The following is a 24,928-nucleotide window of genomic DNA, read 5'->3' as shown; positions in this document are numbered from 1 at the left end:
CGCGCTGAACCCCGGCCCGCCACTGGCGGGCCTTTTTCATGCGCGCGTGGCGGACACGATACCCTCGCCAACCTCGCGGATCACCTGCGCCAGGCGATCCATCCAGTCTTCGCCAGTTGTTGACACCCGCCGGACCAGTCCAACGGTTCGAGCCGGCTGAGGCGCGCCGAAACGCAGCAGCCGCAGACCCGGAACGGCCTCGGTTTCGGATCGGGCGGCCAGTTCCGGCATGAGCGTCAGACCAAACCCCTCGGCAACAAGCCTTGACAGGGTTGCCAGCGAAGACGCCCCCATATTGATCTGTCCGCTGCTGCGATCCTGCCCGCAGACCTCCAGCGCCTGTTCGGTCAGGCAATGCCCGTCCTCCAACAGCATGAGCTGCGCGGATTGCAGATCCAGCGGGCGCAAAGCCTCGGGGTTGTTGGTCAGACGTTTCAGACGCGTCGCGCTGCCGGCAAGCAGAAACTGATCCTCAAACAGAGGCACCTCATGAAACTCAAGGCCATTTGCGGGCAAGGCCAATACGGCGGCGTCTATCTCACCGCCGCGCAACAGGGACAACAGCCGTTCGGTTGTGGCTTCGCGGATCTGTACCCTGAGCGATACGTCTCCGGCCCGCAGTCCAGCCAGGACGCCGGGCAACAGATAGGGAGCGATTGTCGGGATGATTCCGATCGACAAGGAACGGTGGCCCCCGGAATGGTCTCGGGCGAACTGATCCAGCCGGTCTGCCGCGCCCAACACTTGCCCGGCGTGATCCAAAACATCGCGTCCCAGGGGTGTCAGGAGGATATCCCGCGCCTGTCGCTCGAACAAAGTGCCGCCCAACGTTTCCTCAAGCGCCTTGATCTGAACCGACAAGGCCGGTTGCGACACATTGCAGACCTGCGCCGCACGGCCAAAATTACGCTGTTCGGCAACGGCCTGAAAGTAGCGCAGTTGTCTGAGCGAGAAATTCATAACCTTTGATTATCATTTGTCGCCGATACTGCAAGAGAACCAAATCTGTGATCATCCAATCATCCGGTCGCGTTCGGCCTGATCGCTGTAGTGACGCTTGAGGCGTTGCAATGCGATCCGCAACACGATCTTGCCTGATCGTGCCGACCATCCCATGCGCTTCTCTGCCAGTTCCAATCCCTCAAGGTAACAACAGCACCGCAGGGCCACATCGCTCAGACCTGGGCCCAAATCAGACAGGGCACGCGCCACGCGGTCACGCGCGTCCGACGATCCGCGGCCGCCATGGGACTCGCTGTCGACATTACCCCGCTTTCCTACCGTCAGAAACCGATCCCAATTCTGCGCCATCTGCGGACCGATCTGTGCGAGCTCAAAATCTTCACGGAGGCGTTCACCGGCCGTGACAAGGGACTCGTCCAGAAAGGGTTTTCCGTCCCGGTCCCGCCTGCGGGCCAAGGCTACCAGCGGACTTTCGGCGATGGTGTAGCGAATGCGCCGGGGACGCCCGGATGACGTGTCCGAAACCCGCGGTTGAAACGCAGTTTGCGCCTCGGCCATACCGAATTCGGTGCGGGCCCGCGCCTTGTTCTCGGCATTTGCCACAAGTTGGCTCAACGCGGTCCGACCGGATGCCGAGATGCGGTATCGGGATATGCGCCCGGGATTGTTGCAGCTGATCCAGTCTTTCAGGGCAAGCGCCTGAGCCGTCTTGCAGTCCACCACAGCGGTTCTGGTTGCACCGGTTTCTCCGGTGTCGCGCACGACGACCGCCTTGTCCATGTCCTCTGCAACCGCCAGAACCGAACCGGTTTCGCAGAGGCGGCGCAGAACACGCAGTGCTTCGCGTTCAAAGGCCTCTTCTTCATCAGCGCCATCTGTCTGCGTTGACGAGCCCTGCGGATCGTCCGGTATCGAAAAATGCGTTTCGGCCAGGGACTGCAACGCCGCATCCACCAGAGGATCGTCGCGCCGCATCTCGATACGCCGAATTTGCCTGAGGATGGTCGATGCATGGCACCCTGCGGATCTTGCGATGTCGCGGATCGATCGACCGGTTTCGGTATGGGCAAGGTATCTTTGCGCCCCTTCTGGAACCCACGCCGGAATGGTGAATGCCATGTTGTTTTCCATATTTATTTGCCCTCATCGACAAAACAGACTGACACTTTTCGCCCTCGGAATCTTAGTTAACCAAATCTAACTAGAGTTGCTTTCGTTACTCGTTCGTTAACCCCAACGGGCGGGAACCAGATTTGATTCAAAAAGATAAACAGTCGTGAAACCATCGTTCGGAGTGAGCCACTTCAAGGCAACACGCGCTTAAGTTGTGTGAGAAACGGGACGTCGAAACCCGAACAAAGGACATAACCAATGCAGGACCTGATGAGCATGATCACAACCCTCCGCCGCCCCCGCCTGCTGGCGCGGGCCGCAAAACACGGGGCGCAGGATTACAATCGGGACCGGCACCTACAGCGCATTCTCGGATACGGATCACTGCCCGGCACGGGGGCGGCGCTGATCCGGTTGTCCGAGATGGAAAGAGAGGTCAATGAACAGCGAAAAGAAGACGATTCCGCCTATTCGTTGGTCCGACATCTTGATCTTCTGATTGCCTTGTTGGGCGAGGCGCAGCTGTATCAGGCCAACCGCGCCTCATATCCGGAGTGATCAGGTGAATGCATCCGGCATGGAGGCTTTCTTTTCCGCTATGTAAGCCTCCAGCGCGGCCGCCCTGTCCGGGTCAAGCTGCGGCTGCTGATAGTTGGCCAGCAGGTGTTCGACCCGGGCCGCAGCCAGCGCCCGCGTGTCGCGCGCGCCCTCTTCCTGCCAGGTTTCAAAGGGCTTGTAATCCAGCAGATCGGATTTCCAGAAAGCCTCCTTGAAGTTCGCCTGCGTATGGGCGCAACCCAGATAGTGGCCGCCCGGACCGACCTCGCGGATTGCATCCATGGCCTGTGCGTTCTCGTCATAGGTCACGCCTTTGGCCAGACCGTGCAGAACGCCCAACTGATCCGCATCCATCACGAACTTTTCGAAATCCGCCACCAACCCGCCTTCGAGCCATCCGCATGCATGCAGCATGAAGTTCACCCCGGCCATCAGACCCATATTCAAGGAGTTGGCGGTTTCATACGCGGCCTGTGCATCCGGCAGTTTCGATCCGCAGAATGAACCGGCAGAGCGATATGGCAGGTTCAGACGCCGAGCCAGCTGACCGGCACCGTAGGTAATCTGCGCGGCCTCGGGTGTTCCGAAAGTTGGTGCGCCCGAGTTCATGTCAATCGAGGTGACAAAGGCCCCGAAGATGGCCGGAGCACCCGGGCGGATGATCTGGCTATAGGCCACACCGGCCAGAACTTCGGCCAGAACCTGCGTCAGAGTCCCGGCGACGGACACGGGCGCCATCGCCCCGCCGACGATGAAGGGCGAAATGATGCAGGCCTGATTGTTGCGCGCGTAGACCTCCAGCGACCCCATCATCACATCGTCGAAGGTCATCGGCGAGTTGATATTGGTCAGCGACGTCATCACGGTATTGTTCTGCACGAAGTCCTGGCCGAACAAGATCTCGCACATTTCAACAGAATCCTGCGCCCGGCTGGGATCTGTCACGGACCCCATGAACGGTTTGTCCGAAAGCGTCATGTGCGCCTTCAGCATATCCAGATGGCGTTTGTTCACGGGAATATCGGTCGGTTCGCACACGGTTCCACCCGAGTGGTGCAACCATTTCGACATGTAGGCCAGTTTCACGAACTTGTTGAAATCATCCATGGTCGCATAGCGGCGGCCACCCTGAGTATCTCGAACAAACGGCGGACCATAAACCGGTGCCAGAACCAGATTGCGACCGCCGATCTCAACCGACTTTTCAGGGTTCCGGGCATGCTGCGTGAACTGACTCGGAGCCGTCTTGATCAACTCGCGCGCCAATCCGCGTGGAATGCGCACGCGTTCGCCTTCGATGTCTGCGCCTGCGTCGCGCCAGCGGTCCAGAGCGGCAGGGTTGTCAACGAAGTTGACGCCGATTTCCTCGAGCACGGTTTCCGCGTTCGTTTCAATTATCTCCAGCGCTTCTTCGTTGAGTATCTCGAAATTCGGAATATTACGTTCGATATACTTCGCCGTTTCGATACGAACTGCGGTGCGCTCGGCCCGGCGGGCGGCGCCACCGCCACCTCTCGCCCGGCGCCGGGTGTTTGCCTCTGCCATGAGAAAATCCCGTCTGATTGGTTAGGTTGAGCGTTGTGTTATCGGATTGGGACAGCCTAGCGCATCTGGATTGCGGCGCTCTAGGGGGAAAAGCGACATTGATGTGAAACCCTCGGCTCTACCCGCATCAAAGGCACACAGGTTTTTCCATCGTGATCCCGTTTCCGGTTCTTTCGACCTCGATCCAGCCCAAATGCAGATACATCGCAATCGTATCCGTCATCAGCCGATGCGTGCGCAGTCTCAGCTTGGCGCATCCCAATTCACGCGCTTTGTCTTCGGCAAATTGCATCAGGCGGCGCGCCAGCCCCTGCCCCCTTGCGTTGGGAGCAACGGCAAGATTGAATATCATCGTCGCGTCACCCGCCCGATCAAACATGATGACGCCGAGGACATCCGAGGCCAGCTCGGCCAGAATGACCTGATGGTTTTCAATGGTGTCGGGGATTCCGTCTGTCACATCAGGCAGATCCCGGATTTCCCGCCTTGCGTCACGATAGGCCTGCTCGACGCACAGTTTGATTGCGTCGGCATCCCCGACACTCGCGGGTCGCAGCAGAATGTTCGCCATCGTGATGTTCTCCAATACAGGCGATGCGGTGTTTTTCCTCAAATGATGTCATTGCGCTTGCACATACAAGGCGTGCGACCTATGAGCCGGTTATGAGCCAGACATCCCATGATCGCCTTCTGATTATCGACTTCGGCAGCCAGGTGACACAGCTGATCGCCAGACGCCTGCGTGAGCTGAATGTCTACTGCGAAATTCACCCCTATCAAAAGATCACGATGGACTTCGTGCGCGAAATGTCCCCGCGCGCCGTGATCTTCTCGGGCGGACCGGACAGTGTGACCCGCGACGGGTCGCCCCGCGCCCCGCAAGAGATTTTCGACTACGGCGTGCCGATCCTTGGGATCTGTTACGGCCAACAGGTGATGATGCACCAATTGGGCGGCCAAGTGGAAAGCGGGCATGGCACTGCAGAGTTCGGACGGGCCTTCGTGACCCCGAACAACCGGCTGGACATTCTTGACGGATGGTTTGCCGACGGGGATGAGCAGGTCTGGATGAGCCACGGCGATCATGTCAGTGAAATCGCTCCGGGTTTTCATGTTTACGGCACGTCTCCCAACGCGCCGTTTGCGATCACCGCGGACCCCGATCGCCATTTCTATGCGGTGCAGTTTCACCCCGAAGTGCATCACACCCCCAAGGGTGCAAAGCTGTACGAGAATTTCGTGAAGCTGGCGGGTTTCAAAGGCGACTGGACCATGGGCGCCTACCGCGAAGAGATGATCCGCAAAATCCACGAACAGGTTGGCGACAAAAAAGTCATCTGCGGCCTGTCCGGTGGTGTGGACAGTTCGGTTGCGGCGATCCTGATCCATGAAGCCATCGGCGATCAGTTGACCTGCGTCTTCGTCGACCACGGCCTGCTGCGCAAGAACGAGGCCGAGGAAGTCGTCGGCATGTTCCGGGACAACTACAACATCCAGTTGATCCACGCCGACGAGAGCGCACTGTTCCTGGGCGAGCTTGACGGTCAAAGCGATCCGGAAACCAAACGAAAAATCATCGGTAAGCTGTTCATCGACGTGTTCCAGAAACACGCCGACACGATCGAAGGCGCCGAGTTTCTGGCCCAAGGCACACTCTACCCGGATGTGATCGAGTCGGTCTCTTTCTCGGGCGGCCCTTCGGTCACGATCAAATCGCACCACAATGTCGGCGGATTGCCGGAAAAGATGGGCCTGAAACTGGTCGAACCCCTGCGCGAGCTGTTCAAGGACGAGGTGCGCGCGCTGGGCCGCGAACTGGGTCTGCCCCAGAGTTTTATCGGCCGCCACCCCTTTCCCGGACCGGGTCTTGCCATCCGGTGCCCTGGCGAGATCACGCGCGAAAAGCTGGGCATCCTGCGCGAGGCCGACGCGATTTACATCGACCAGATCCGCAAACACGGTCTGTATGATGACATATGGCAAGCCTTTGTCGCCATCTTGCCGGTTCGAACCGTAGGCGTGATGGGCGATGGCCGAACCTATGACTACGCCTGCGCGCTGCGTGCCGTAACTTCGGTCGATGGTATGACGGCGGATTACTATCCGTTCAGCCATGAGTTTCTGGGCGAAACGGCCACCCGGATCATCAACGAAGTCAAGGGCATCAACCGCTGCACCTATGACATCACCTCAAAACCGCCGGGAACAATTGAGTGGGAATAGCACGTTCTTGGCACGCAGAGTAAAGTCGAGGGGGGATCTCCCTCACTTGCCGTCCAAGCGTCGCAATGCGGTTTTGCGGTTGATTGATAAAGCGAATTTTGGACCGCGTTGCATTCAAACGAATATCGAAAGATGTTTACAGCTTGCTTTCCCTCATGCGTTCTCTCAGCATAATGCAGAAGCCCGGTCACGAGACTGGTTAGTGCCCAAATCCATTTTCATGTTTGGGTGCTTCTTAAGTAGCGCCTAAGGTTTTGTTCATGGCTTTCGTACGGAATGTAATTGTTGTTGTTTTGATTTCGATTTCATCGCTGATCGTCTTGGAATTCTTGCTGTTTGCGGCCTTTAAAATCCGTGAAGCAGCACGTGGAGAAACCACGCACGCAGCATCGGACAATCCCAATCGAGATCAGGAAACACGTCAGTTTCAGCACGATGTTCAGAGTTTTCAGGGCTATCCGTACAAGGCATTTGTCGGTTGGCAATCTCCCGCGATTTCCAGTGAGACCCTGAACATAGATGAACATCTGAGACGCAGAACCGTAAACTCCGGGCCGGAAACAAGCCCAAAGGTGCACTTCTTTGGCGGGTCGACGATGTGGGGGCACAGTGTCGCGGACGAAAACACAATCCCGTCTCAATTTAGTGGGTTGACGGGCCTTCATTCGATCAATCTTGGCGAACAGGCGTATAACTCGCGCCAAAGCCTCAACCGGCTTTTGAACTCTCTGGGCAGCATTCAACCCGGAGACACCGTTGTGTTTTTCGATGGTGTGAATGACGTCTATCACAATTGCCTGAGCCTGAACTCTCCGAACGGCCATCCACGCGAAGGCTTCATCCGGGAAAGTTTGAGAAACGGATCAGGCGGGTTTCGGGGGATCCTGAAATCATCTTCGATCTATCGATTGGCCCACGGTGTGAGCCAGCGATTGGACTCCCGAGACGCCGATGCCGAGTTCGCGCAGTTAAACCGCTGTGATGATGCGGACTACGCCGACGAGGTCGCCAGTTTCCTCGTGGACAACTGGGCCGCGACAGAGGCAATAGTCAAATCCAGAGGCGCGAGTTTCATGTGCGTTCTTCAGCCAAACCCGTACACGTTACCCACACGTCCTTACAGCCACAACGGAACCTACGAAAACCAGATTCACCAAGTCTACCCCTTGATCCGGAAAAATGCACAGGGCCTGGATTGCTTTCACGATTATTCGGGCAGTCTGGATCAAGACTTTTATGTTGATCACTGTTGCCACGTGAACGCCCAAGGAAATCTCGAGATCGCCCGACGCTTTGCTCAAGACATCAACTGAGCCGGTTGAAGGGATGAGCGCTTTTTTGTGTAGATGGATTAGAATTCGTAGTGTTGGCACCCTAAAAATCAGCTAAACCCCAGACTCAATACAACCGAGCGCACGGAGGATGTCAGGTGAAAAATCTTCGCAATCTGTTTGGCAGAAAGCACAGGACACATCCAAAGTACTACGGCCTGAATGATTTGGACAAAAAGCTTGAGCGCTATGTGGACTACGACAATGGGTTCTATGTGGAGTTGGGGGCAAACGACGGTGAGAATCAATCCAACACCCTCTACTTCGAGTCAAATCGGAACTGGCATGGAATTCTGATAGAACCTGCGCCGCACAACTTCTTGAAATGTTACAATCGCAGAGGCCTTAACAACCGCGTTTTTTGCAATGCCTGTGTTGAATTCGGCTTTCCAGAAAGGCTTGTTGAGATAACCTACGCGAACTTAATGAGCGTCTCTGTAGGGTTGGATCTCGACCTCGATGACCCAGACAAGCATATCCAGAATGCTCAACAGCATATGAGTGAAACGGAAGTTAGTTTTTCGTTCGGCGCCGTGGCAAGACCTTTGAACGAAATACTGATTGAAGGCGACGCACCAAGACGAATTGATTTCTTGTCGTTGGATGTCGAAGGCGCCGAGCTTAGCGTGCTGAAAGGAATTGACCACAATCATTTTCGGTTCGACTTCATGCTCATTGAATGTCGAGACTTTGAGCGATTGAAATCGTATCTGACCCCCTTGGGTTACGAGTACGAAACCGCCCTTAGTGCACATGACTATCTTTTTAGAGACAACAAATCCCAAGAAATTGGCTGAACTTCGTTTACTTGCGCTTTTTTCGAAATGCCGGACATCATGCCAACACGTGTGCAAAGTAAGGTAAAGTGGCCGTGACGCATTCTCGTCGACCGATCCTCAAGGCGAGCCTGTGGATGACCGGTGCAATTGCATCCTTTTCCTCCATGGCCGTGGCGGGCCGTGAGTTGAGCCTGCATCACGATACGTTCGAGATCATGATGTACCGCAGTATTGTGGGGATTTTTGTTGTTGCTCTGGTCCTGAGCGTGACGAAGAACTGGCATCAGGTCTCCACCAACCGGCTGGGTCTTCACGCGATCAGAAACACGCTCCATTTCACAGGCCAGAATCTGTGGTTCTATGCCGTGGGTGTCATTCCATTGGCACAGGTGTTTGCGCTGGAGTTCACGCAGCCAATCTGGGTCATCCTCCTGTCGCCTTTGCTTTTGGGGGAGCGCTTGACGGTCCCGCGGATGATGGCGGCTCTGATCGGGTTCGGAGGAATCCTTATTGTCACACGACCCGGAACGGCACCGCTGAGCCCCGGCATAGTGGCGGCCGCGGCCTCGGCAATTTTCTTCGCGTTCACAACCATTTCCACCAAGAAGCTTACGAACTACGCGAGCATCGCTTGCATTGTCTTCTGGCTGACAACGATGCAGGCTGTTTTGGGGGCAGTTGCATCCGGTATTGACGGTCAAATTGGTCTGCCAACCTGGCAAACAGCACCGTATTTGATCCTCGTCGGGCTTGCCGGGCTGCTGGCCCATTTCTGCATCACAAACGCATTGGCCATTGCCCCGGCTACGGTTGTGGTTCCGTTTGATTTTGCCCGCCTGCCTACAATCGCCGTCGTTGGCATGATCCTGTACCATGAACCGCTCGACCACTGGACGCTTTTGGGTGCGGCAGTTATCTTCTCGGGTATCTTTCTGAATGTCTGGTCCGAAAATCGTAACAGTTTGGCAACAGTCCGTAACGTAACAAAGTCTAAGTAACGCACGGTCACCAATTGACGGTAAAATGAACTGCGCGCGAATATTGGCTACCGCGAATAACCGGGCCGACTTGACCCACTCAATCACCGCAAAGTTGGTCCGAAAGCGACAGTATGGGAGGAATACATGAAAAAGGCGCTTATAAAAGCGTGCGCGCTTTGCGTAGGGGCAACGACGGCGCAGGCAGGTGGCCTTGACCGCAGCGGTCAGGGCATCAACCTAATTTTTGAAGAGGGAACCGTTGTTCAGTTCCGATTGGGGTACACGGACCCCAGTGTGAGCGGTTCCATGCTTGATGCAAACCCTGCCAGCCCAACCAACGGACAAGTCGTCGACTCGGGTAGCGTAGCAAACGACTTTTTTACTCCGCATCTTGGCTTCAAAACGTCGATAACCGATCAACTTGATTTTGCGATTATGTACGATGAGCCTTTCGGCGCGGACATCGCATATTCATCCGCCTATCCGTTGTCTATTAACCCATTGGCGCCGGCCGTTACAAATCAGCTTCGTGCCACGGCTGACACAGACGCAATCACCGGTTTGTTTCGTTACAAATTTGACAATGGCTTCAGCGCATTGGCTGGTATTCGCGCGCAGCGTGTAGAAGCAAGTGTGACTGTCCCTGCAGTCGCTGGTTATAGTGTGCAAACAGATGCAGATACGGCTTTCGGATACTTGGTAGGTGTTGCATGGGAAAAACCGGAAATTGCTGCGCGGGTTTCTTTGACCTACAACTCAAAGATTTCGCATGATATTTCGCAAACAGAAGCAAGCCTTGCGACAGGAAGTGCCCAGACCAGCAGCGAAATCGAAACACCGCAGTCTATAAACCTGGACTTCCAGACCGGTGTGGCGCCCAAAACGCTGTTGTTTGGTTCTGTCCGTTGGGTCGATTGGCCCCAACTGCTTTATGCGCCGCCTGTTTACACTGGCCCTCTTGGCCGAGACAATCTGGTTGACTATGAAGATGCAACTTTCACCTACTCCCTAGGTCTGGGGTATCAGTTCACGGACGAGTTCTCAGGCGCCGTGACCTTGGGTTATGAGTCCTCTCAAGGCACCCCGGTTTCGAACCTTGGCCCAACAGATGGGTTCTGGAGCATTGGCCTGGGCGGCACGTATTCACTGGAGAAAGCCAAAATATCCGGTGGCGTTCGTTATACAGACATTGGGGACGCAACCGCTGATGGTGGATTTGGGCAAACGGCCAATTTCTCAGGAAACAGCGCTTGGAGCGTTGGTTTCCAAATCACCTACGCCTTCGACTGATCAAAAGTCAAACCAACGCAAGACCCCGCTGTTTCAGCGGGGTTTTTTTTGTCGCAAGTTTCGGGTCGCCTTGGTCTCATCGGATCGACAGAGTGGCACCATGGAACCTCAAAAACACATATCTCCACGTGCCTGGGCCGAACTCTTGTTGCTCGGCCTCATCTGGGGGGCGTCTTTTGTCTCGATCCGGATCGCGCTCGACACGATCCCGGTTATGACATCGGTCCTGCATCGCACCTTCTGGGCCATGTTAGTGCTTTGGCTGGTGGTCTGGGTTCGAAAACTGGACATTCCACGCGATCCCAAAACCTGGGCGGCCTTTCTGATGATGGGGCTGTTGAACAACGCCATTCCTTTTTCTCTCATGGCCTGGGGGCAGCTTTACATCGACACGGGCCTGACGGCGATTTTGAATGCTGCAACCGCAATCTTCGGTGTCCTCATCGCTGCGATGTTCTTCAAAGACGAGCGTCTCACCAGGTCGCGCCTGATCGGTGTAGCATTGGGATTTTTAGGAGTCTCAATTGCAATCGGGCTCCAGAATTTCACCAGTTTCAGCCTGCAAAGCACAGCTCAGCTGGCCGTTCTGGCTGGTACGATCTTTTACGCGCTGGCAGCGGCCTGGGCGCGCACCAGTTTGTCCGGTTTGTCGCCTCAGGTTGCAGCTGCTGGGATGTTGACCGGCTCGACCTTGCTGATCCTGCCGATCACGTTGATCGTGGATGGGGTACCCACGCTGGCCCTGCCTGCGGTGACTTGGGCCGCAATTGCTTACTACGCCATCATCGCAACGGCCGGCGCCTATTTGCTTTACTACCGTGTTCTGGCCATGGCGGGCAGCGGCAATCTGATGCTGGTAACGCTTGTGATCCCGCCGGTGGCCATCGTTCTCGGGGCTGTCCTGCGCGATGAAGCCCTGAAACCAAGCGCCTATCTGGGCTTCGCAATCCTTGCAGTTGGACTGATGGTTCTGAACCGATCCGGTCGACGTGATTGACGCGATCCCCTGCCCCATTTAGCTAGGGCAAAAAGGGACGGTGGGACATGATTTACGGCTCGGCACAGGACTGGCGCAATGCGGCACGTAAGAAAGTGCTGTTTTTCGGGATGTCGGGCCTGGGAAAAACCCATGTCTCTAACATTCTGCGGGATTCCGGGGACTGGTTTCACTATTCGATCGATTACCGGATCGGCACGCGCTACATGGGCGAATACATCATCGACAATGCCAAGGCAGAAGCGATGAAAGTGCCGTTTCTGCGCGATCTCCTGCTGTCGGACTCGATCTATATCGGCTCCAATATCTCGTTCCGAAATCTCACGCCGGTTGCAACCTACTTGGGCAAACCCGGCAATCCGGCGCTTGGCGGGTTAGAGATGCCTGAATATCGCCGCAGGCAGGAACAGTTCCGCCAGGCCGAAATCAGCGCTCTGTTGGACACAGAGTATTTCATTGATCGGGCACGGCGCCTCTACAAATACCCGAACTTTATCTGCGATACAGGTGGATCGATCTGTGAATGGGTGGACCCGGGCGATCCCGATGATCCGGTCCTGTCCGAATTGTCCCGACACACTTTGATGATCTGGCTCAAAGGGGACGAGGATCATACGGCCGAACTGATCCGGCGCTTTGACAAAGCGCCAAAACCAATGTCCTACCAGGCTGAGTTCCTCACAGGCGTCTGGAAGGCGTACCTTGATCAACACGGCTGTTCCGAGGCTGATGTCGATCCCGACGCGTTCATCCGCTGGACCTACGCCCGCGCGCTGGCCCACCGCCAGCCCAGATATGAAGCAATGGCCAAAAACTGGGGCATCACGATTGCTGCGGAAGAAATCGGCAATGTCCATGACGCCGCTGATTTCGATGAGTTGATTGAACGCACCCTTGAGGCCCGCCGCAATAGCGCCTAACTAGCTGCACTCCACCAACCGGTTAAAAGCCTGAAACAATGCCGATCAAAATCCCCTCCGACCTGCCCGCCTTTGATGTCCTGACCCAAGAGGGCGTTATGGTAATGGCCGAGGATCAGGCCATGCGACAGGATATCCGGCCCCTGCGGATTGGCTTGCTGAACCTGATGCCGAAGAAAATTCAGACCGAAAACCAGTTCGCACGTCTGATCGGGGCGACGCCGCTGCAGATCGATCTGTCGCTGATCCGCATGACCGAGCATCGGACAAAGAACACGGCCGCTGAACACATGGCCGAGTTCTACCGTCCCTTTCAGGAGGTCAAGGATGAGAAGTTTGACGGACTGATTATCACCGGTGCGCCGATCGAACATCTGGAATTTGACGATGTCACGTACTGGGAGGAGATCTGCGAGGTCTTTAAATGGACACAAACCAACGTGCATTCCACCTTCGGCGTGTGCTGGGGCGGAATGGCGATGATCAACCATTTCCACGGCGTGAAGAAACACATGCTGGATGCCAAGGCGTTCGGCTGTTTCCGGCACCGCAACCTTAATCCTGCCTCGCCGTTTCTGCGCGGGTTTTCGGATGATTGCGTGATCCCCGTCAGCCGCTGGACCGAGATGAAACAGCACGAAATCGACAGCGCTCCGGGTCTGACCACCTTGTTGGGAAGCGATGATGTCGGACCCTGCCTGATCGAAGACAAGGCGCATCGCGCGCTCTATATCTTCAATCACTTCGAGTATGACAGTGATACGCTGAAACAGGAATATGACCGGGACGTCGCCAACGGCACACCGATAAACGTTCCGCTCAATTATTATCCGGAAGACGACCCGTCGCAGACTCCGCAGAACAGATGGCGTAGCCACGCGCATTTGCTTTATGGCAACTGGATCAGCGAGATCTATGAAACCACGCCATATGACATCAACCGGATCGGTGTGGATACAACCGATCTGAGAGCGTGAAGCAAACGATGCGTGTCGGTCTGATCATCCTGATTGTACTGGCAATTCTCTGGGGCATCTCGCTCTGGCGTGCGTCGCGTCAGGAAACCAGGGCCGAAGCCTCGTTTCCGCCCGAGGGCCAGATTCTGGACATCGACGGGGTGCGCGTTCATGCCGTTGTGATGGGCGAAGGACCGGATGTCGTGTTGCTGCATGGCTCCAGTGGGAATACCCGCGATATGACCTTTGCGCTTGCGCCGATCCTGGCCGAAAACTATCGCGTGATCGTTTTTGACCGACCGGGTCTTGGGTATTCCGCCAGTTTCAATTCGGATGGCGAAACGATCACCCAGCAGGCCGATATTCTGCAACGTGCTGCTGCCGAACTTGGCGCGGATAAACCGATTGTGGCCGGTCAGAGCTATGGCGGTTCGGTGTCGTTGGCCTGGGCGGTCACCAGGCCTGAAGACATTTCGGCCCTGGTACTGATCGCACCGGCGGCCATTCCCTGGGAAACGCCGCTTGACGGTTTCAACCGGCTCGCCTCGACACCGGCCGGAAATGCGCTCGCCCTGCCCCTGATCACCGCATTTGTTCCAAACTGGTATGTGACGCAAGCGCTGGATGACGTCTTTGCGCCCCAAACGGCCCCCGACGGCTATGCCGATCACTTTGGGCCGGAATTGACCATGCGCCGCGCCTCAATGCACGCCAACGCCAAGCAACGGGCAAACCTGTTGGACGAAGTCACTGAGCTAAGGCCCCGGTATGGCGAGATTTCCGTTCCGACTGAGATCGTACACGGAACCGCGGATGACACGGTCGGGTTGGGCTGGCACTCCGAACGTCTGATCGATGAAATCCCCGGTGCCGAGCTGATCGAACTGCCGGGTATCGGGCATATGCCACAGGTTGTCGCGGCGCCCGAAGTGGCCGCAGCAATTGACCGGGCCGCCCAGCGTGCGGGTTTGCGTTAAGACACCCCGTAATCCATAGTAGGATATGGATTTTATCGCGAGGTAGCACATGGCCCGGACGGAAAAAGGCTCTATCGAGAAGTATTTTCGCAAAGGCGCGCCCAAGGATGTGCGCGACGAGATCAAGAGCGGCAAAAAAGGCGACATTCTGAACCCGAGTTATCCCTATTCCGAAAAGATGCGGACCAAAGACTACCAGGAGCAGATGGAGGCATTGCAGATCGAACTGGTCAAAATGCAATCCTGGGTCAAGGAAACGGATCAGCGTGTCGCACTCATTTTCGAAGGGCGTGATGCCGCCGGCAAGGGGGGAACCATCAAGCGGTTCCGGGAAAACCTGAACCCCCGCGGGGCACGAAACGTGGCGCTCAGCAAACCGTCGGATGCAGAACGAAGCCAGTGGTATTTCCAGCGCTACATTCAGCATCTGCCGGCGGCCGGAGAAATCGTGTTCTTTGATCGCAGCTGGTACAATCGGGGCGTTGTCGAAAACGTCTTTGGATTCTGCACTCCCGTGGAACGAGAGCGGTTCTTTCGCCAGGTATTTCCGTTGGAAACAGGCTTGGTCAATGACGGGATTCACCTGTTCAAGTTTTGGCTGAACGTCGGGCGGGCAGAACAGCTGAACCGCTTTCTGGCGCGTGAATCTGACCCGCTGAAGCAATGGAAACTCAGCCCGATTGATGTGGCCGGCCTGGATAAATGGGAGGAATACACCCAGTCCATCTCAGAAACTCTGACCCGGTCCCACACCGAGAACTGCCCCTGGACTATTGTCCGGTCCGACGACAAGAAACGCGCCCGCCTTGCGGCGATCCGGACGGTGCTCCACGGGCTGGACTACGACGAAAAGGACAAACAGGCACTTGGCGAGATCGATGGCAAAATCTGCGGTGGTCCGGAAATCTGGGAGGCATAGGGCATGATGCGATATGGGCCCGCCAATTTTCCGGCGTTCAAATGTTGGACGGACAGGCCCGCACACATTATGTCTTTGTTTCCCAACAACAGAACAAAAACTCACCTGAGGCCGGGATGACGAAACGCGGGTACCACCACGGGAATCTAAAACAAGCCCTGATCGAGGCTGCGTTATCGCTGATCGAAGAGAAAGGCCCAACCGGGTTCACCCTGTCCGAAGCCGCGAAAACAGCAGGGGTTACACCGGCGGCTGTCTATCGGCATTTCCACGGGCGTGAGGATCTGATCGCCGAAGCGGCCCGCCAAGGGTTCGAGATGTTCGCGGATCTCATGCAATACGCCTATGACAAGGGACAGCCGTCCGCTTTGGCCGCGTTCGAGGCCACAGGCCGGGCGTATCTGGCTTTTGCGCGCAAGCATCCGGGTCACTACATCGCCATGTTCGAAAGCGGCATCTCTCTGAATCGCACGCCGGAACTGTCATTGGCCGCGAATCGCGCCCGAAACGTGTTGGAGAAGGCGGCGGCAGAACTGTCCCAGCATATTCCTGCGGAAAAGCGCCCGCCCGCGTCCATGTTCAGTGCGCATATCTGGGCGATGAGCCACGGCGTGGTCGAGCTTTACGCCCGCAACACGGGCGCGACCTCACCCTTCCCGCCCGAGGACTTGTTGGAAAGCGGGATCGGCATTTATCTCAGGGGTTTGGGTCTGGTCCCGCAGGACGAATGATCACAGCCGCCTGCTGCCCTGGGGCACGCTTAGGCCCGAGGTGACGTTGATCAGGTCCATCTCACCCATTCCCTTGATGTCGACGCATCCCATATCCGAGACCTGAAACTCGTCGATCAACGCGTACTTCATCTCTTCCGGTGCCACGATGTTCATGGGATTGGCAAAGACCTGCAGGCGCGAGGCGATGTTCACGGCCGGGCCAAAGACATCGTAGACATATTTTTGAATCCCCACGACAGACCCGACAGCAGCGCCCATGCCCAAGCCGATCCGCGCCTGCCATTTGTGCGGATGGCTCTCGTTTCGCCGCTCGAGATACCGCAGGAACCGAACCGCACAATGGGCAACGGCGGTGGCATGGTCCGGCGTCGGGTCCGGCATGCCTGACACCGCCAGATACGCATCACCGATGGTCTTGATCCGCTCGCACCCGAACTGTTCAACGATCCGATCAAAGGCCGTGAAGATATCGTTCAACTCGCTGAGCGTCACGGTCGGATCCGTTTTTGCAGCGAAGTCTGTAAACCCGACAAAATCCAGCATGACAACGGACACTTGATCATAGAGTTGGGGCGTGACAACGCCGAAGGTTTTGAACTCCTCGTACACCGCGCGCGGCATCAGGTTCAGCAGCAACCGCTCCACCCGTTCCTTTTCGCGCTCCAACTCTCTCGTATTGCGCTCGACCATGGTCGAGTAGCTGTCGATCATGCTTTCCAGCTCTCGAATACGCGTGATGTTCTGGCATTCGATGATCAGCACCTGATCTTCCAACCCGTTGGCCAGCGATACGGTGACGGCAAAGATCAACGTCCGGCGCCGGGGTTTGATCTGCAGTTCGACCGAGTAGCGCAGCCCGGATTGCTTCACATCTTCAAGTTCTTTTGGATCAAGGTCGGGCAGAAAATCCCTGAGATTTTGCCCGTCTTCCGGCGACCCGAACCACTCGGCGAAAGATCCGTTGATAAAGATGAAGCTCAGGTCCGAGGCTCGCACCACGGCCACGCCGACACCAATGGCGCGCAACAATTGCTCGTTGATGGCAAGGATGCTCATGCAGCGTCCCGGGCGACAATGATTGCGCGTTTTCCTTCGATCGCCCTCAGGGCCACTTTGACGTCACCGTCGGAAACGCCGTGCTGCGCCAAGGCGTGGCCAAACAGTTCGGCCATCTCGTCGAAATCATCATGTGAGATATTCAGGTGTCGATGTACGGCCTCGATCCGGTCATCGCTGAAAGATGCCGGTCCGCCAATCAGAGACGATACGAATTTTGTCTGGTGATCGATCAGACGCGGCATATCGATATCTTCGAAATAGTCGCCGATCTGTTCGGACTCCAACGCCATTTCATAAAATGTCATCACGACCCGGCTGATCGTTTTGAACCCACCATATTTCTCATAAAGCGTCTGTGACACACCAAAACCCGGGCGTTACCGTCGAATAACACTGCAACAGTATACCAATTTGAGATTTTTGTTAATGCATATGAGCTTGGCGGGAAAACCGGATTTGAATTCCTGTCTTCCGGTTGTATCCGTGATCGTTTTTTGCGCGCAGGGTTCAGACCCGCAAATCGTCGGCGCATGGGATGAAACCGACAAAGCCACCCTGTTGCAAAAGTCGATCCTGGCCTCCCAGCCGCCACCCGAGCTTGCGTCTGGCGGCGCGCAACTCGCGCCGGACCCGAAACCACAGGGGCCCCTTGTCCAGGCCGCTGTTGGTTGTTTGGTCCTGTGTCCGCTCGCTGGTCTTGACCTGCTCTACGCTCTGATCCTGTTGCTTGGACCAGATCATTTGCACGCCGACCGCCGGAAACACCTGAAACATGCGCCAGCCCGGACGTGGGAGGGACACAAAATCATCCAAATGGTCCGAGTACATTTCCGACCACGCCAGCAACTTGCGGCACCCCTCACGCGACAGGACATACGCTGCCGCGCTTGGCGCCATTTCCAGCATTGGTCGGACAGGGACATCCGCAATGTGCTCTTCCGGTCCGAATCGAAGAGATCGCGGCGAGAAATCCAGCTTTACGAAATCGAACCCGTCCCCAGCCGTCAGCAGCGACGCAATCACGCGCCCTGCCCCGGTCGACATTTCGACGTCATCCTCAAAAATCGCCGCGCCCCGCAAATCCATGTCGACGATCCGTTGCCAAACCGCGCGGTGGCTTTCGAAACATGCGATTTCGCTTTGTTTCAACCCCCAGCGGCTGCCGGTGCCGGGCGCGTACCCGTTGTCTTTCAGCGCATCTGGTTGTTGCGCATCCGTTGCGCTGAACCGCATGACGTCCGGGACCCTGGCTTTTGCAAACTGCGCCTCCATAAACGTCCGGCGTTCGGGTACCCGATCCAGATTGATATAGAAAACACCGGTGCCCGGTTGCAGCTTTTGCTGGCCCAAAACGCGTCCTTTCGCTCGGTGCCGCCAAATAGGACCGGCACACGCCGAAAATCAACCCTTGTGGAGGGCGGCCATCGTCAGAGCGGGTCTCTAACCGCCGGTTCCGTGGGTTCGGTCGTAAGCAGAGACCGGCGGTTGACTGTGCGCCGCCCGTGCCGCTTCGCCGGGATCGTATACTTCGATCAACAATGGATGGCAGGCGGCGGTATCCGACGAGTGTTCTGACGAACAATCCCCTCCGGGACAGGCCGACAGACCCACGATCAGGTCAATCTCGGCAAAAAACTCCAGATAGTCGCCGGGGCGCACCGGGCTGGCTTTCATAAAATACTGGCCGGTGTCCCGCGTGAACCCGGTGCACATGAACACGTTCAGCACGTCGTGCACATGCATCTCGGCCTCGTGCAAAGGCAGGTCGCAATGGCTGGCCAGGGCGCGGGTCAGGTTGGAATGACAACAATAGTGATAGTCGTCCCCCGAAAGCAGTCGCCCTGTATACGGATCGCAACGTGTACCGATGACATCGTGAACGGACCCTCCGAAGTCATCGAACCCGTACCAGTCCAGCGTGTCGCTGACGATCGTCGCCATGGGGCGCATGTTCGGGAAACTCGACCACATCCGGTCTCCGGTCGACAAGTGGCTCCCATGCAAGGCGCGGGTTTTACCGGAATAGAACCGCTCGGTCAGATCGTGTTTGTTCCAGAGGTTCAGATCACCCACCTGGGCCCCCTCGACGGATACGATACGAAAAAAGGCACCCGCCGGAACGTCGATGCAGGCCGCATCGCGCGGTGCTGCGGTTACCTCTGCTGTGTGTTGGGATTGCCGACGCAAACGATCCAGGCCGCTCAGGTCAGGCGGATCGAGCGTGTCCGGCGGATAACAAATGACGGGCCGGATAGACTTGCGATCTGCTGCGTCTTGAGGGGCCTGAAAATCTGGATTCTGCAGTTTCACGAAAGACCTCCGATTCTAGGGCGCGGTGAACGCCTGACCCGACCTCAGGTACCGCAAATCGCGGGGCTGCGCCATCTGCGGATTGATTTCTGACCTGGTCACAGCCAATGTCCCAATCGCGTCTGATTTATTGTCCCCAATGTCGGAATCGAGAGTGTCAAAGAGCCGCAGAGAATTGAAATATGCGAAAAAAGGTCCGATTCATGCGATACTCTGGTTTTCAGGTCATCAAACAGGCACTCACCGGCCATAAAGGCTGGAAACCGGCATGGCGGGACCCAGAGCCGAAGCCGCATTACGACATCATCATTGTTGGCGGAGGTGGCCACGGGTTGGCGACGGCGCACTATCTGGCCAAGGTCTTTGACAAACGCCGTGTTGCGGTCATCGAGAAAGGCTGGATCGGCAGCGGAAATGTCGGGCGGAACACAACCATCATTCGCTCGAACTATTTGCTGGATGGAAATGAGCCCTTTTACGAGTTTTCGCTGAAACTGTGGGAAGGGCTGGAACAGGACCTGAACTACAACGCCATGGTCAGCCAGCGCGGGATCATCAACCTGATCCATTCCGATGCGCAGCGCGACGCTTACACAAGACGCGGCAACGCGATGATCCTGAACGGGGCGGATGCCGAGTTGCTGGATGCCGATCAGGTCCGCAAAGAACATCCCTATCTGAACTTCGACGACGCGCGGTTCCCGATCAAGGGCGGGCTGGTGCAACGGCGCGGCGGGACAGTGCGTCACGATGCGGTTGCATGGGGATATGCGCGGTCTGCGGACGGTTACGGCGTTGATATCATCCAGAATTGCGAAGTCACCGGCCTGCGCATTGAAAACGGAACATGCCTCGGCGTCGAAACCTCGAAAGGCTTTATCGGTGCGGGCAAGGTCGGGTGCGCTGTTGCGGGCAATTCTGGGCGGCTGATGGGCATGGCCGGCCTCCGCCTTCCCATCGAAAGTCACGTGCTCCAGGCCTTTGTATCGGAAGGCCTGAAGCCCGTGCTGCCGGGCGTCATCACCTTTGGCGCCGGGCATTTCTATATCAGCCAGTCGGACAAAGGCGGGCTGGTCTTCGGCGGCGATATCGACGGTTACAACACCTACGCGCAGCGCGGCAATCTGCCGGTCGTCGAAGATGTCTGCGAAGGCGGCATGGCCCTGATGCCGATGATTGGCCGCGCACGGTTGCTGCGGATGTGGGGTGGCGTGATGGACATGTCGATGGATGGCTCCCCAATCATCGATCGTACCCCGGTCGAGGGGCTCTATTTCAATGGCGGCTGGTGCTATGGCGGGTTCAAGGCGACCCCGGCCTCGGGGTATTGCTTTGCTCATTTGCTTTCGCAGGACGAACCGCATCCGGTTGCAACGGCATACCGGCTGGATCGGTTCCGGACCGGCCGGATGATTGACGAACGCGGGGCGGGCAACCAGCCCAACCTGCATTGAGGGGATAGAATCATGATCATCAACCATCCCCTCCTGGGCCCACGCGACAGCTCGGAATTCGTGTATCTGGGCGACGCATCGCTGATCGACCGCCCCGACTGGCAGGCTGAAAACGCTGCCGAAGCGTTCCATGACTACGCGTACCTGCGCGACAACCCGGCCGGTGCACACCAGGAGCTCTGGTATCACGAGGGCGGGGACCGGTCTTGGTTGGTGGTGACCCGCGATACGCTGACTCATGAAATATCAAAAGTGGAACTGGCCCGTGACGTGGCTCGGGCCCGGGGGCGTTCCAAATGAATCAGGTAAATCGGCTCAGCGGCGGTCAGATTGACCGCAACAGCGTTCTGAGCTTTCGCTTTGACAACCGGACCTACACGGCCCACCCAGGCGACACGCTTGCCTCGGCGCTGCTGGCCAACGACGTGCGGCTGATTGGGCGGTCCTTTAAGTATCATCGCCCGCGTGGATTGCTGACTGCCGGTTCCGAAGAGCCCAACGGCATCGTCGAGTTGCGCGCTGGAAATCGCAAGGAACCAAATACGCGCGCCACAACAGCCGAGATGTTTGAAGGTCTCGAAGCACGGTCCCAGAACCGCTGGCCCAGCCTTCACTTCGATGCGCTGGGGATCAATGACCTGTTCTCGAGTTTTCTGACAGCCGGTTTCTACTACAAAACCTTCATGTGGCCTGCGGCCTTTTGGGAAAAACTGTACGAGCCGATGATCCGCAGGGCGGCCGGCCTGGGGTCCCTGTCGATGCAGGAGGACCCGGACGAATATGACAAGGGGTTCCGCCATTGCGACCTGCTGATCATCGGCGCCGGTCCCGCCGGTCTGATGGCCGCACTCACCGCAGGGCGCGCCGGGGCAGACGTCATTTTGGCAGACGAAGACTTTGTCTTGGGCGGACGCCTCAACAGCGAAAAAACTTCGGTGGGCGATGGCTCGGCAAGCGATTGGGCCGCCACAGCCGTGGCCGAACTGTCCACGCTGCCCAATGTCCGCCTGATGTCGCGGACAACCGTGATCGGGGCGTTCGACCATGGCATCTATGGTGCTGTTGAACGCACCGGGGACCATTTGCCCGCCCTGCCCGCAGGCAAACCCCGCCAGATCCTGTGGCGTATCTATACCCAGCGCGCATTGCTATGCGCCGGGGCGACAGAGCGGCCGATCGCATTCGACAACAATGATCGTCCGGGCATAATGCTGGCCAGCGCCATGCGCACCTATGCCAACCGGTTTGCGGTGACCGCGTCACAACGGGTGGCGGTGTTCACCAATAACGATGATGGCCATCGCACGGCGGATGATCTGCGCGCAAAAGGCGTCAAGATCGCAGCCGTGATCGATGTGCGGGACGATGCGCCGATCAGCTACGATTACGAGGTGCTGCGCGGTGCGCAGGTCGTCAACACCAAGGGGCGGCTGGGTCTCAGATTCGTTGAAGTCGCCCTGGCGGATGGTTCGACCCGAATGCTGGAATGCGGGGCTTTGGGCGTGTCCGGAGGCTGGAACCCAAACGTGCATCTGACCTGTCATCATCGTGGACGTCCGATCTGGAATGACGGCCTTGCCGCTTTTGTACCCGGTCCCGACTTGCCACCGGGGATGCGTGTTGCGGGTGCGGCAAACGGTGTGATGTCCACCCATGGTGCCCTGCAATCCGGCGCAGAGGGTGCTGTCAAAGCGCTGGAACTCAAAACAGGTTTGCCCGAACTGCCCGAGGCCGAGGACGCCCCGGTTTCCCAGAAACCGTTCTGGTATGTGCAGGGTTGCTCCCGTGCGTGGCTGGATCAGCAGAACGACGTGACGGTCAAAGACGTGAAGCTCAGCCATCAGGAAGGCTTCCGCTCGGTCGAACATCTGAAACGCTATACGACGCTGGGTATGGCAACCGATCAGGGCAAGACCTCGAATATCGGTGGTCTGGCGATCATGGCCGAATTGGCGGGCAAATCGATACCGGACACCGGCACCACGATTTTCCGCCCGCCCTACACGCCCGTCCCGATTGCAACGTTTGCCGGTCGTATGAAGGGGCCGGAGTTTCATCCTACCCGTCTGACGCCGTCGCATTACTGGGCCAAAGAACGCGGCGCGGTGTTTGTCGAGGTGGGCAACTGGCTGCGCGCGCAATGGTTCCCGCTGCCGGGCGAAACCCATTGGCGTGATTCCGTTGACCGCGAGGTGCGGCAGACGCGGGCGTCAGTTGGCGTATGTGATTGCACGACGCTGGGCAAGATCGACGTTCAGGGCACCGATGCCGCAGAATTTCTCAACAAGGTCTACTGCAACGGGTTTGCCAAACTCGCCGTCGGAAAGACCCGCTATGGTCTGATGCTGCGCGAGGACGGCATGGCGATGGATGACGGGACGGCGGCCCGTCTGGCCGAAGACCACTTTGTGGTCACAACGACAACCGCCAACGCCGTGAGTGTCTATCGGCATATGGAATTTGTAGGCCAATGCCTGTTCCCGGATCTGGATGTCCAGTTGATCTCGACCACCGAAGCTTGGGCGCAATATGCGGTCGCCGGACCGAACGCTCGCAAGCTGCTGCAAAAAATCGTCGATCCGGAATTCGATATCTCAAACGACGCCTTTCCCTTCATGGCCTGCGCGAACATCACCGTTTGTGGCGGCCTGCGGGCGCGCCTGTTCCGGATTTCGTTTTCGGGCGAGCTGGCATTCGAAATCGCCGTGCCATCTCGTTATGGCGACGCCCTGATGCGGCGACTGATACACGAGGGTGAAGAATTCCACGTTGTTCCGTATGGGACCGAGGCACTGGGCGTTATGCGGATCGAGAAAGGCCATGCGGTCGGCAACGAACTGAATGGCACCACGACGGCGCTGAACCTTGGCATGGGGCGGATGGTGTCCAAGAAGAAAGACTGTATCGGCTCGATCCTGTCGGAACGCGACGCCTTGAATGCGCCAGACCAGCTGATGCTTGTTGGTATAAAGCCCGTAAACCGGGACGACCCGGTCACTGCCGGCGCGCATCTGATGAACGTAACAGGTCCGGTCGATGCTGCACATGATCAGGGTTACGTCACCTCGGCGGCCTACTCACCCACATTGGAAAGCCACATTGGTCTTGGGTTTCTGAAAAACGGTGGCGCGCGATACGGTGAGACCCTGCGCCTCGTGTCGCCGCTGACCGACCAGACGACAGAGGTTGAAATCGTATCAGCCCATTTCGTCGACCCTGAGGGAGAACGGCTCCGTGCATGATCTTGCTGCAATCACCGCGCTTGGCAGCGCGGAACCGCGTGTTGACACAATCGCAACCGTCACCTGTACCGAAGTGCCCGGCGTTGCTCTGGCTTCCGTTGCCGCACGAATGGGACAGGAAAGCCAAACGGCCAAAGCTCTGAAGAAACTGACCGGTGCGCCAACACCCGATATCGGGCGCTTCGATGGTGCATCGTTCACCGCCTTCTGGACCGGGCCTGACCAATGGATGATCGAGGCGCCGTTCGACACGCACGAGAACCTTGCAGACCAGATCAAGCAGGGGGTCGGCACGACGGCTTCGGTGACAGAACAGACCGACGCCTGGGTCCGGTTTGATCTGAGTGGTCCCGGTGTGCTCAGTGTGTTGGAACTCTTGTGCCCCGTGAACGCGCACCGGATGAACGAGGGAGATGCGACCCGAACGCTGATCCATCATCTCGGGTGTTTCCTGCTGCGCCGGTCTGACGAGCTGTTCAGCGTGTATGGGCCGCGTTCGTCCGCAGGTTCGCTGCATCACGCCCTGATCACTGCACTGAAATCCGCCTTGTGAACAGGTTTTCGGGCAGAAATCATAG

General features: G+C 57.3%; 24 protein-coding genes. 16 read left to right on the top strand and 8 right to left on the bottom strand.

Annotated elements, in window-relative coordinates; all coding sequences use genetic code 11:
- Positions 1-36: 36 nt before the first annotated feature.
- Positions 37-960: a hydrogen peroxide-inducible genes activator gene (locus ACR3E0_RS10355; protein ID WP_480478691.1), complete on the bottom strand. Its 924-nt coding sequence runs from the start codon at positions 958-960 to the stop codon at positions 37-39.
- Between the two features lie 51 nt (positions 961-1,011).
- A complete protein-coding gene (locus ACR3E0_RS10350; RefSeq protein WP_480478690.1) occupies positions 1,012-2,094 on the bottom strand; it encodes a DUF6456 domain-containing protein in 1,083 nt (360 codons plus the stop codon).
- 240 nt (positions 2,095-2,334) lie between these two features.
- Between ACR3E0_RS10350 and ACR3E0_RS10345 the strand changes: the two genes are divergently transcribed.
- Positions 2,335-2,634, top strand: coding sequence for a DUF6477 family protein (locus ACR3E0_RS10345; RefSeq protein WP_480478689.1), 300 nt, complete (start codon positions 2,335-2,337; stop codon positions 2,632-2,634).
- Here the strand turns inward: ACR3E0_RS10345 and ACR3E0_RS10340 are convergent, their stop codons facing one another.
- Positions 2,635-4,179 carry a trimethylamine methyltransferase family protein gene (locus tag ACR3E0_RS10340; RefSeq protein WP_480478688.1) on the bottom strand — a complete coding sequence of 515 codons (1,545 nt, stop codon included), beginning with the start codon at positions 4,177-4,179 and terminating at the stop codon, positions 2,635-2,637.
- 127 nt (positions 4,180-4,306) lie between these two features.
- Positions 4,307-4,750, bottom strand: coding sequence for a GNAT family N-acetyltransferase (locus ACR3E0_RS10335; protein ID WP_480478687.1), 444 nt, complete (start codon positions 4,748-4,750; stop codon positions 4,307-4,309).
- 92 nt (positions 4,751-4,842) lie between these two features.
- Between ACR3E0_RS10335 and guaA the strand changes: the two genes are divergently transcribed.
- The 11 genes from guaA (at position 4,843) to ACR3E0_RS10280 (ending at position 16,282) form a co-directional block, all read left to right on the top strand.
- On the top strand, positions 4,843-6,402 hold the full coding sequence (gene guaA / locus ACR3E0_RS10330; RefSeq protein WP_480478686.1) for a glutamine-hydrolyzing GMP synthase: 1,560 nt from the start codon (positions 4,843-4,845) through the stop codon (positions 6,400-6,402).
- Positions 6,403-6,662: 260 nt separating this feature from the next.
- On the top strand, positions 6,663-7,715 hold the full coding sequence (locus ACR3E0_RS10325) for a hypothetical protein (RefSeq protein WP_480478685.1): 1,053 nt from the start codon (positions 6,663-6,665) through the stop codon (positions 7,713-7,715).
- Positions 7,716-7,831: 116 nt separating this feature from the next.
- A complete protein-coding gene (locus ACR3E0_RS10320) occupies positions 7,832-8,530 on the top strand; it encodes an FkbM family methyltransferase (protein WP_480478684.1) in 699 nt (232 codons plus the stop codon).
- 74 nt (positions 8,531-8,604) lie between these two features.
- The gene (locus ACR3E0_RS10315; protein WP_480478683.1) at positions 8,605-9,510 is read left to right on the top strand and encodes a DMT family transporter; all 906 of its coding nucleotides are present in this window, start codon (positions 8,605-8,607) and stop codon (positions 9,508-9,510) included.
- Between the two features lie 126 nt (positions 9,511-9,636).
- A complete protein-coding gene (locus ACR3E0_RS10310) occupies positions 9,637-10,782 on the top strand; it encodes an OmpP1/FadL family transporter (RefSeq protein WP_480478682.1) in 1,146 nt (381 codons plus the stop codon).
- 100 nt (positions 10,783-10,882) lie between these two features.
- Positions 10,883-11,779 carry a DMT family transporter gene (locus ACR3E0_RS10305; RefSeq protein ID WP_480478681.1) on the top strand — a complete coding sequence of 299 codons (897 nt, stop codon included), beginning with the start codon at positions 10,883-10,885 and terminating at the stop codon, positions 11,777-11,779.
- A 47-nt stretch (positions 11,780-11,826) separates the two neighbouring features.
- Complete coding sequence (locus tag ACR3E0_RS10300) at positions 11,827-12,699, top strand: ATPase (RefSeq protein ID WP_480478680.1); 873 nt, start codon at positions 11,827-11,829, stop codon at positions 12,697-12,699.
- A 38-nt stretch (positions 12,700-12,737) separates the two neighbouring features.
- A complete protein-coding gene (gene metA / locus ACR3E0_RS10295; RefSeq protein ID WP_480478679.1) occupies positions 12,738-13,676 on the top strand; it encodes a homoserine O-acetyltransferase MetA in 939 nt (312 codons plus the stop codon).
- An 8-nt stretch (positions 13,677-13,684) separates the two neighbouring features.
- The gene (locus ACR3E0_RS10290; RefSeq protein WP_480478678.1) at positions 13,685-14,632 is read left to right on the top strand and encodes an alpha/beta fold hydrolase; all 948 of its coding nucleotides are present in this window, start codon (positions 13,685-13,687) and stop codon (positions 14,630-14,632) included.
- A 49-nt stretch (positions 14,633-14,681) separates the two neighbouring features.
- The gene (gene ppk2 / locus ACR3E0_RS10285) at positions 14,682-15,551 is read left to right on the top strand and encodes a polyphosphate kinase 2 (protein WP_480478677.1); all 870 of its coding nucleotides are present in this window, start codon (positions 14,682-14,684) and stop codon (positions 15,549-15,551) included.
- A 116-nt stretch (positions 15,552-15,667) separates the two neighbouring features.
- Complete coding sequence (locus ACR3E0_RS10280; RefSeq protein ID WP_480478676.1) at positions 15,668-16,282, top strand: TetR/AcrR family transcriptional regulator; 615 nt, start codon at positions 15,668-15,670, stop codon at positions 16,280-16,282.
- Here the strand turns inward: ACR3E0_RS10280 and ACR3E0_RS10275 are convergent, their stop codons facing one another.
- From ACR3E0_RS10275 to ACR3E0_RS10260, 4 genes are all read right to left on the bottom strand, one after another.
- Complete coding sequence (locus ACR3E0_RS10275) at positions 16,283-17,341, bottom strand: adenylate/guanylate cyclase domain-containing protein (RefSeq protein WP_480478675.1); 1,059 nt, start codon at positions 17,339-17,341, stop codon at positions 16,283-16,285.
- On the bottom strand, positions 17,338-17,706 hold the full coding sequence (locus tag ACR3E0_RS10270; RefSeq protein WP_480478674.1) for a group I truncated hemoglobin: 369 nt from the start codon (positions 17,704-17,706) through the stop codon (positions 17,338-17,340). The genes ACR3E0_RS10275 and ACR3E0_RS10270 overlap by 4 nt, the downstream gene beginning before the upstream one ends.
- Positions 17,707-17,851: 145 nt before the next feature.
- Positions 17,852-18,694 (bottom strand): glycosyltransferase family 25 protein, encoded by an 843-nt coding sequence (locus tag ACR3E0_RS10265; RefSeq protein WP_480478673.1) that lies wholly within the window; start codon positions 18,692-18,694, stop codon positions 17,852-17,854.
- A gap of 90 nt (positions 18,695-18,784) precedes the next feature.
- Positions 18,785-19,648 carry an urea carboxylase-associated family protein gene (locus tag ACR3E0_RS10260; RefSeq protein ID WP_480481013.1) on the bottom strand — a complete coding sequence of 288 codons (864 nt, stop codon included), beginning with the start codon at positions 19,646-19,648 and terminating at the stop codon, positions 18,785-18,787.
- 209 nt (positions 19,649-19,857) lie between these two features.
- Here ACR3E0_RS10260 and ACR3E0_RS10255 point away from each other — a divergent pair, with 209 nt between their 5' ends.
- The 4 genes from ACR3E0_RS10255 to ACR3E0_RS10240 are packed head-to-tail and all read left to right on the top strand — an operon-like array spanning position 19,858 to position 24,903.
- The gene (locus ACR3E0_RS10255; RefSeq protein ID WP_480478672.1) at positions 19,858-21,108 is read left to right on the top strand and encodes a sarcosine oxidase subunit beta family protein; all 1,251 of its coding nucleotides are present in this window, start codon (positions 19,858-19,860) and stop codon (positions 21,106-21,108) included.
- Positions 21,109-21,120: 12 nt separating this feature from the next.
- Positions 21,121-21,408, top strand: a complete 288-nt coding sequence (locus ACR3E0_RS10250; protein ID WP_480478671.1) for a sarcosine oxidase subunit delta — start codon at positions 21,121-21,123, stop codon at positions 21,406-21,408.
- Complete coding sequence (locus ACR3E0_RS10245; protein ID WP_480478670.1) at positions 21,405-24,350, top strand: sarcosine oxidase subunit alpha family protein; 2,946 nt, start codon at positions 21,405-21,407, stop codon at positions 24,348-24,350. The genes ACR3E0_RS10250 and ACR3E0_RS10245 overlap by 4 nt, the downstream gene beginning before the upstream one ends.
- Positions 24,343-24,903 carry a sarcosine oxidase subunit gamma gene (locus ACR3E0_RS10240; RefSeq protein WP_480478669.1) on the top strand — a complete coding sequence of 187 codons (561 nt, stop codon included), beginning with the start codon at positions 24,343-24,345 and terminating at the stop codon, positions 24,901-24,903. Before ACR3E0_RS10245 ends, ACR3E0_RS10240 begins: the two co-directional genes overlap by 8 nt.
- Positions 24,904-24,928 lie beyond the last annotated feature (25 nt).

It is taken from the genome of Ruegeria sp. AJ12, assembly GCF_056536245.1.
The sequence above is the reverse complement of the archived record's forward strand: the minus strand, read 5'-3'. Positions and strand labels throughout refer to the sequence as shown.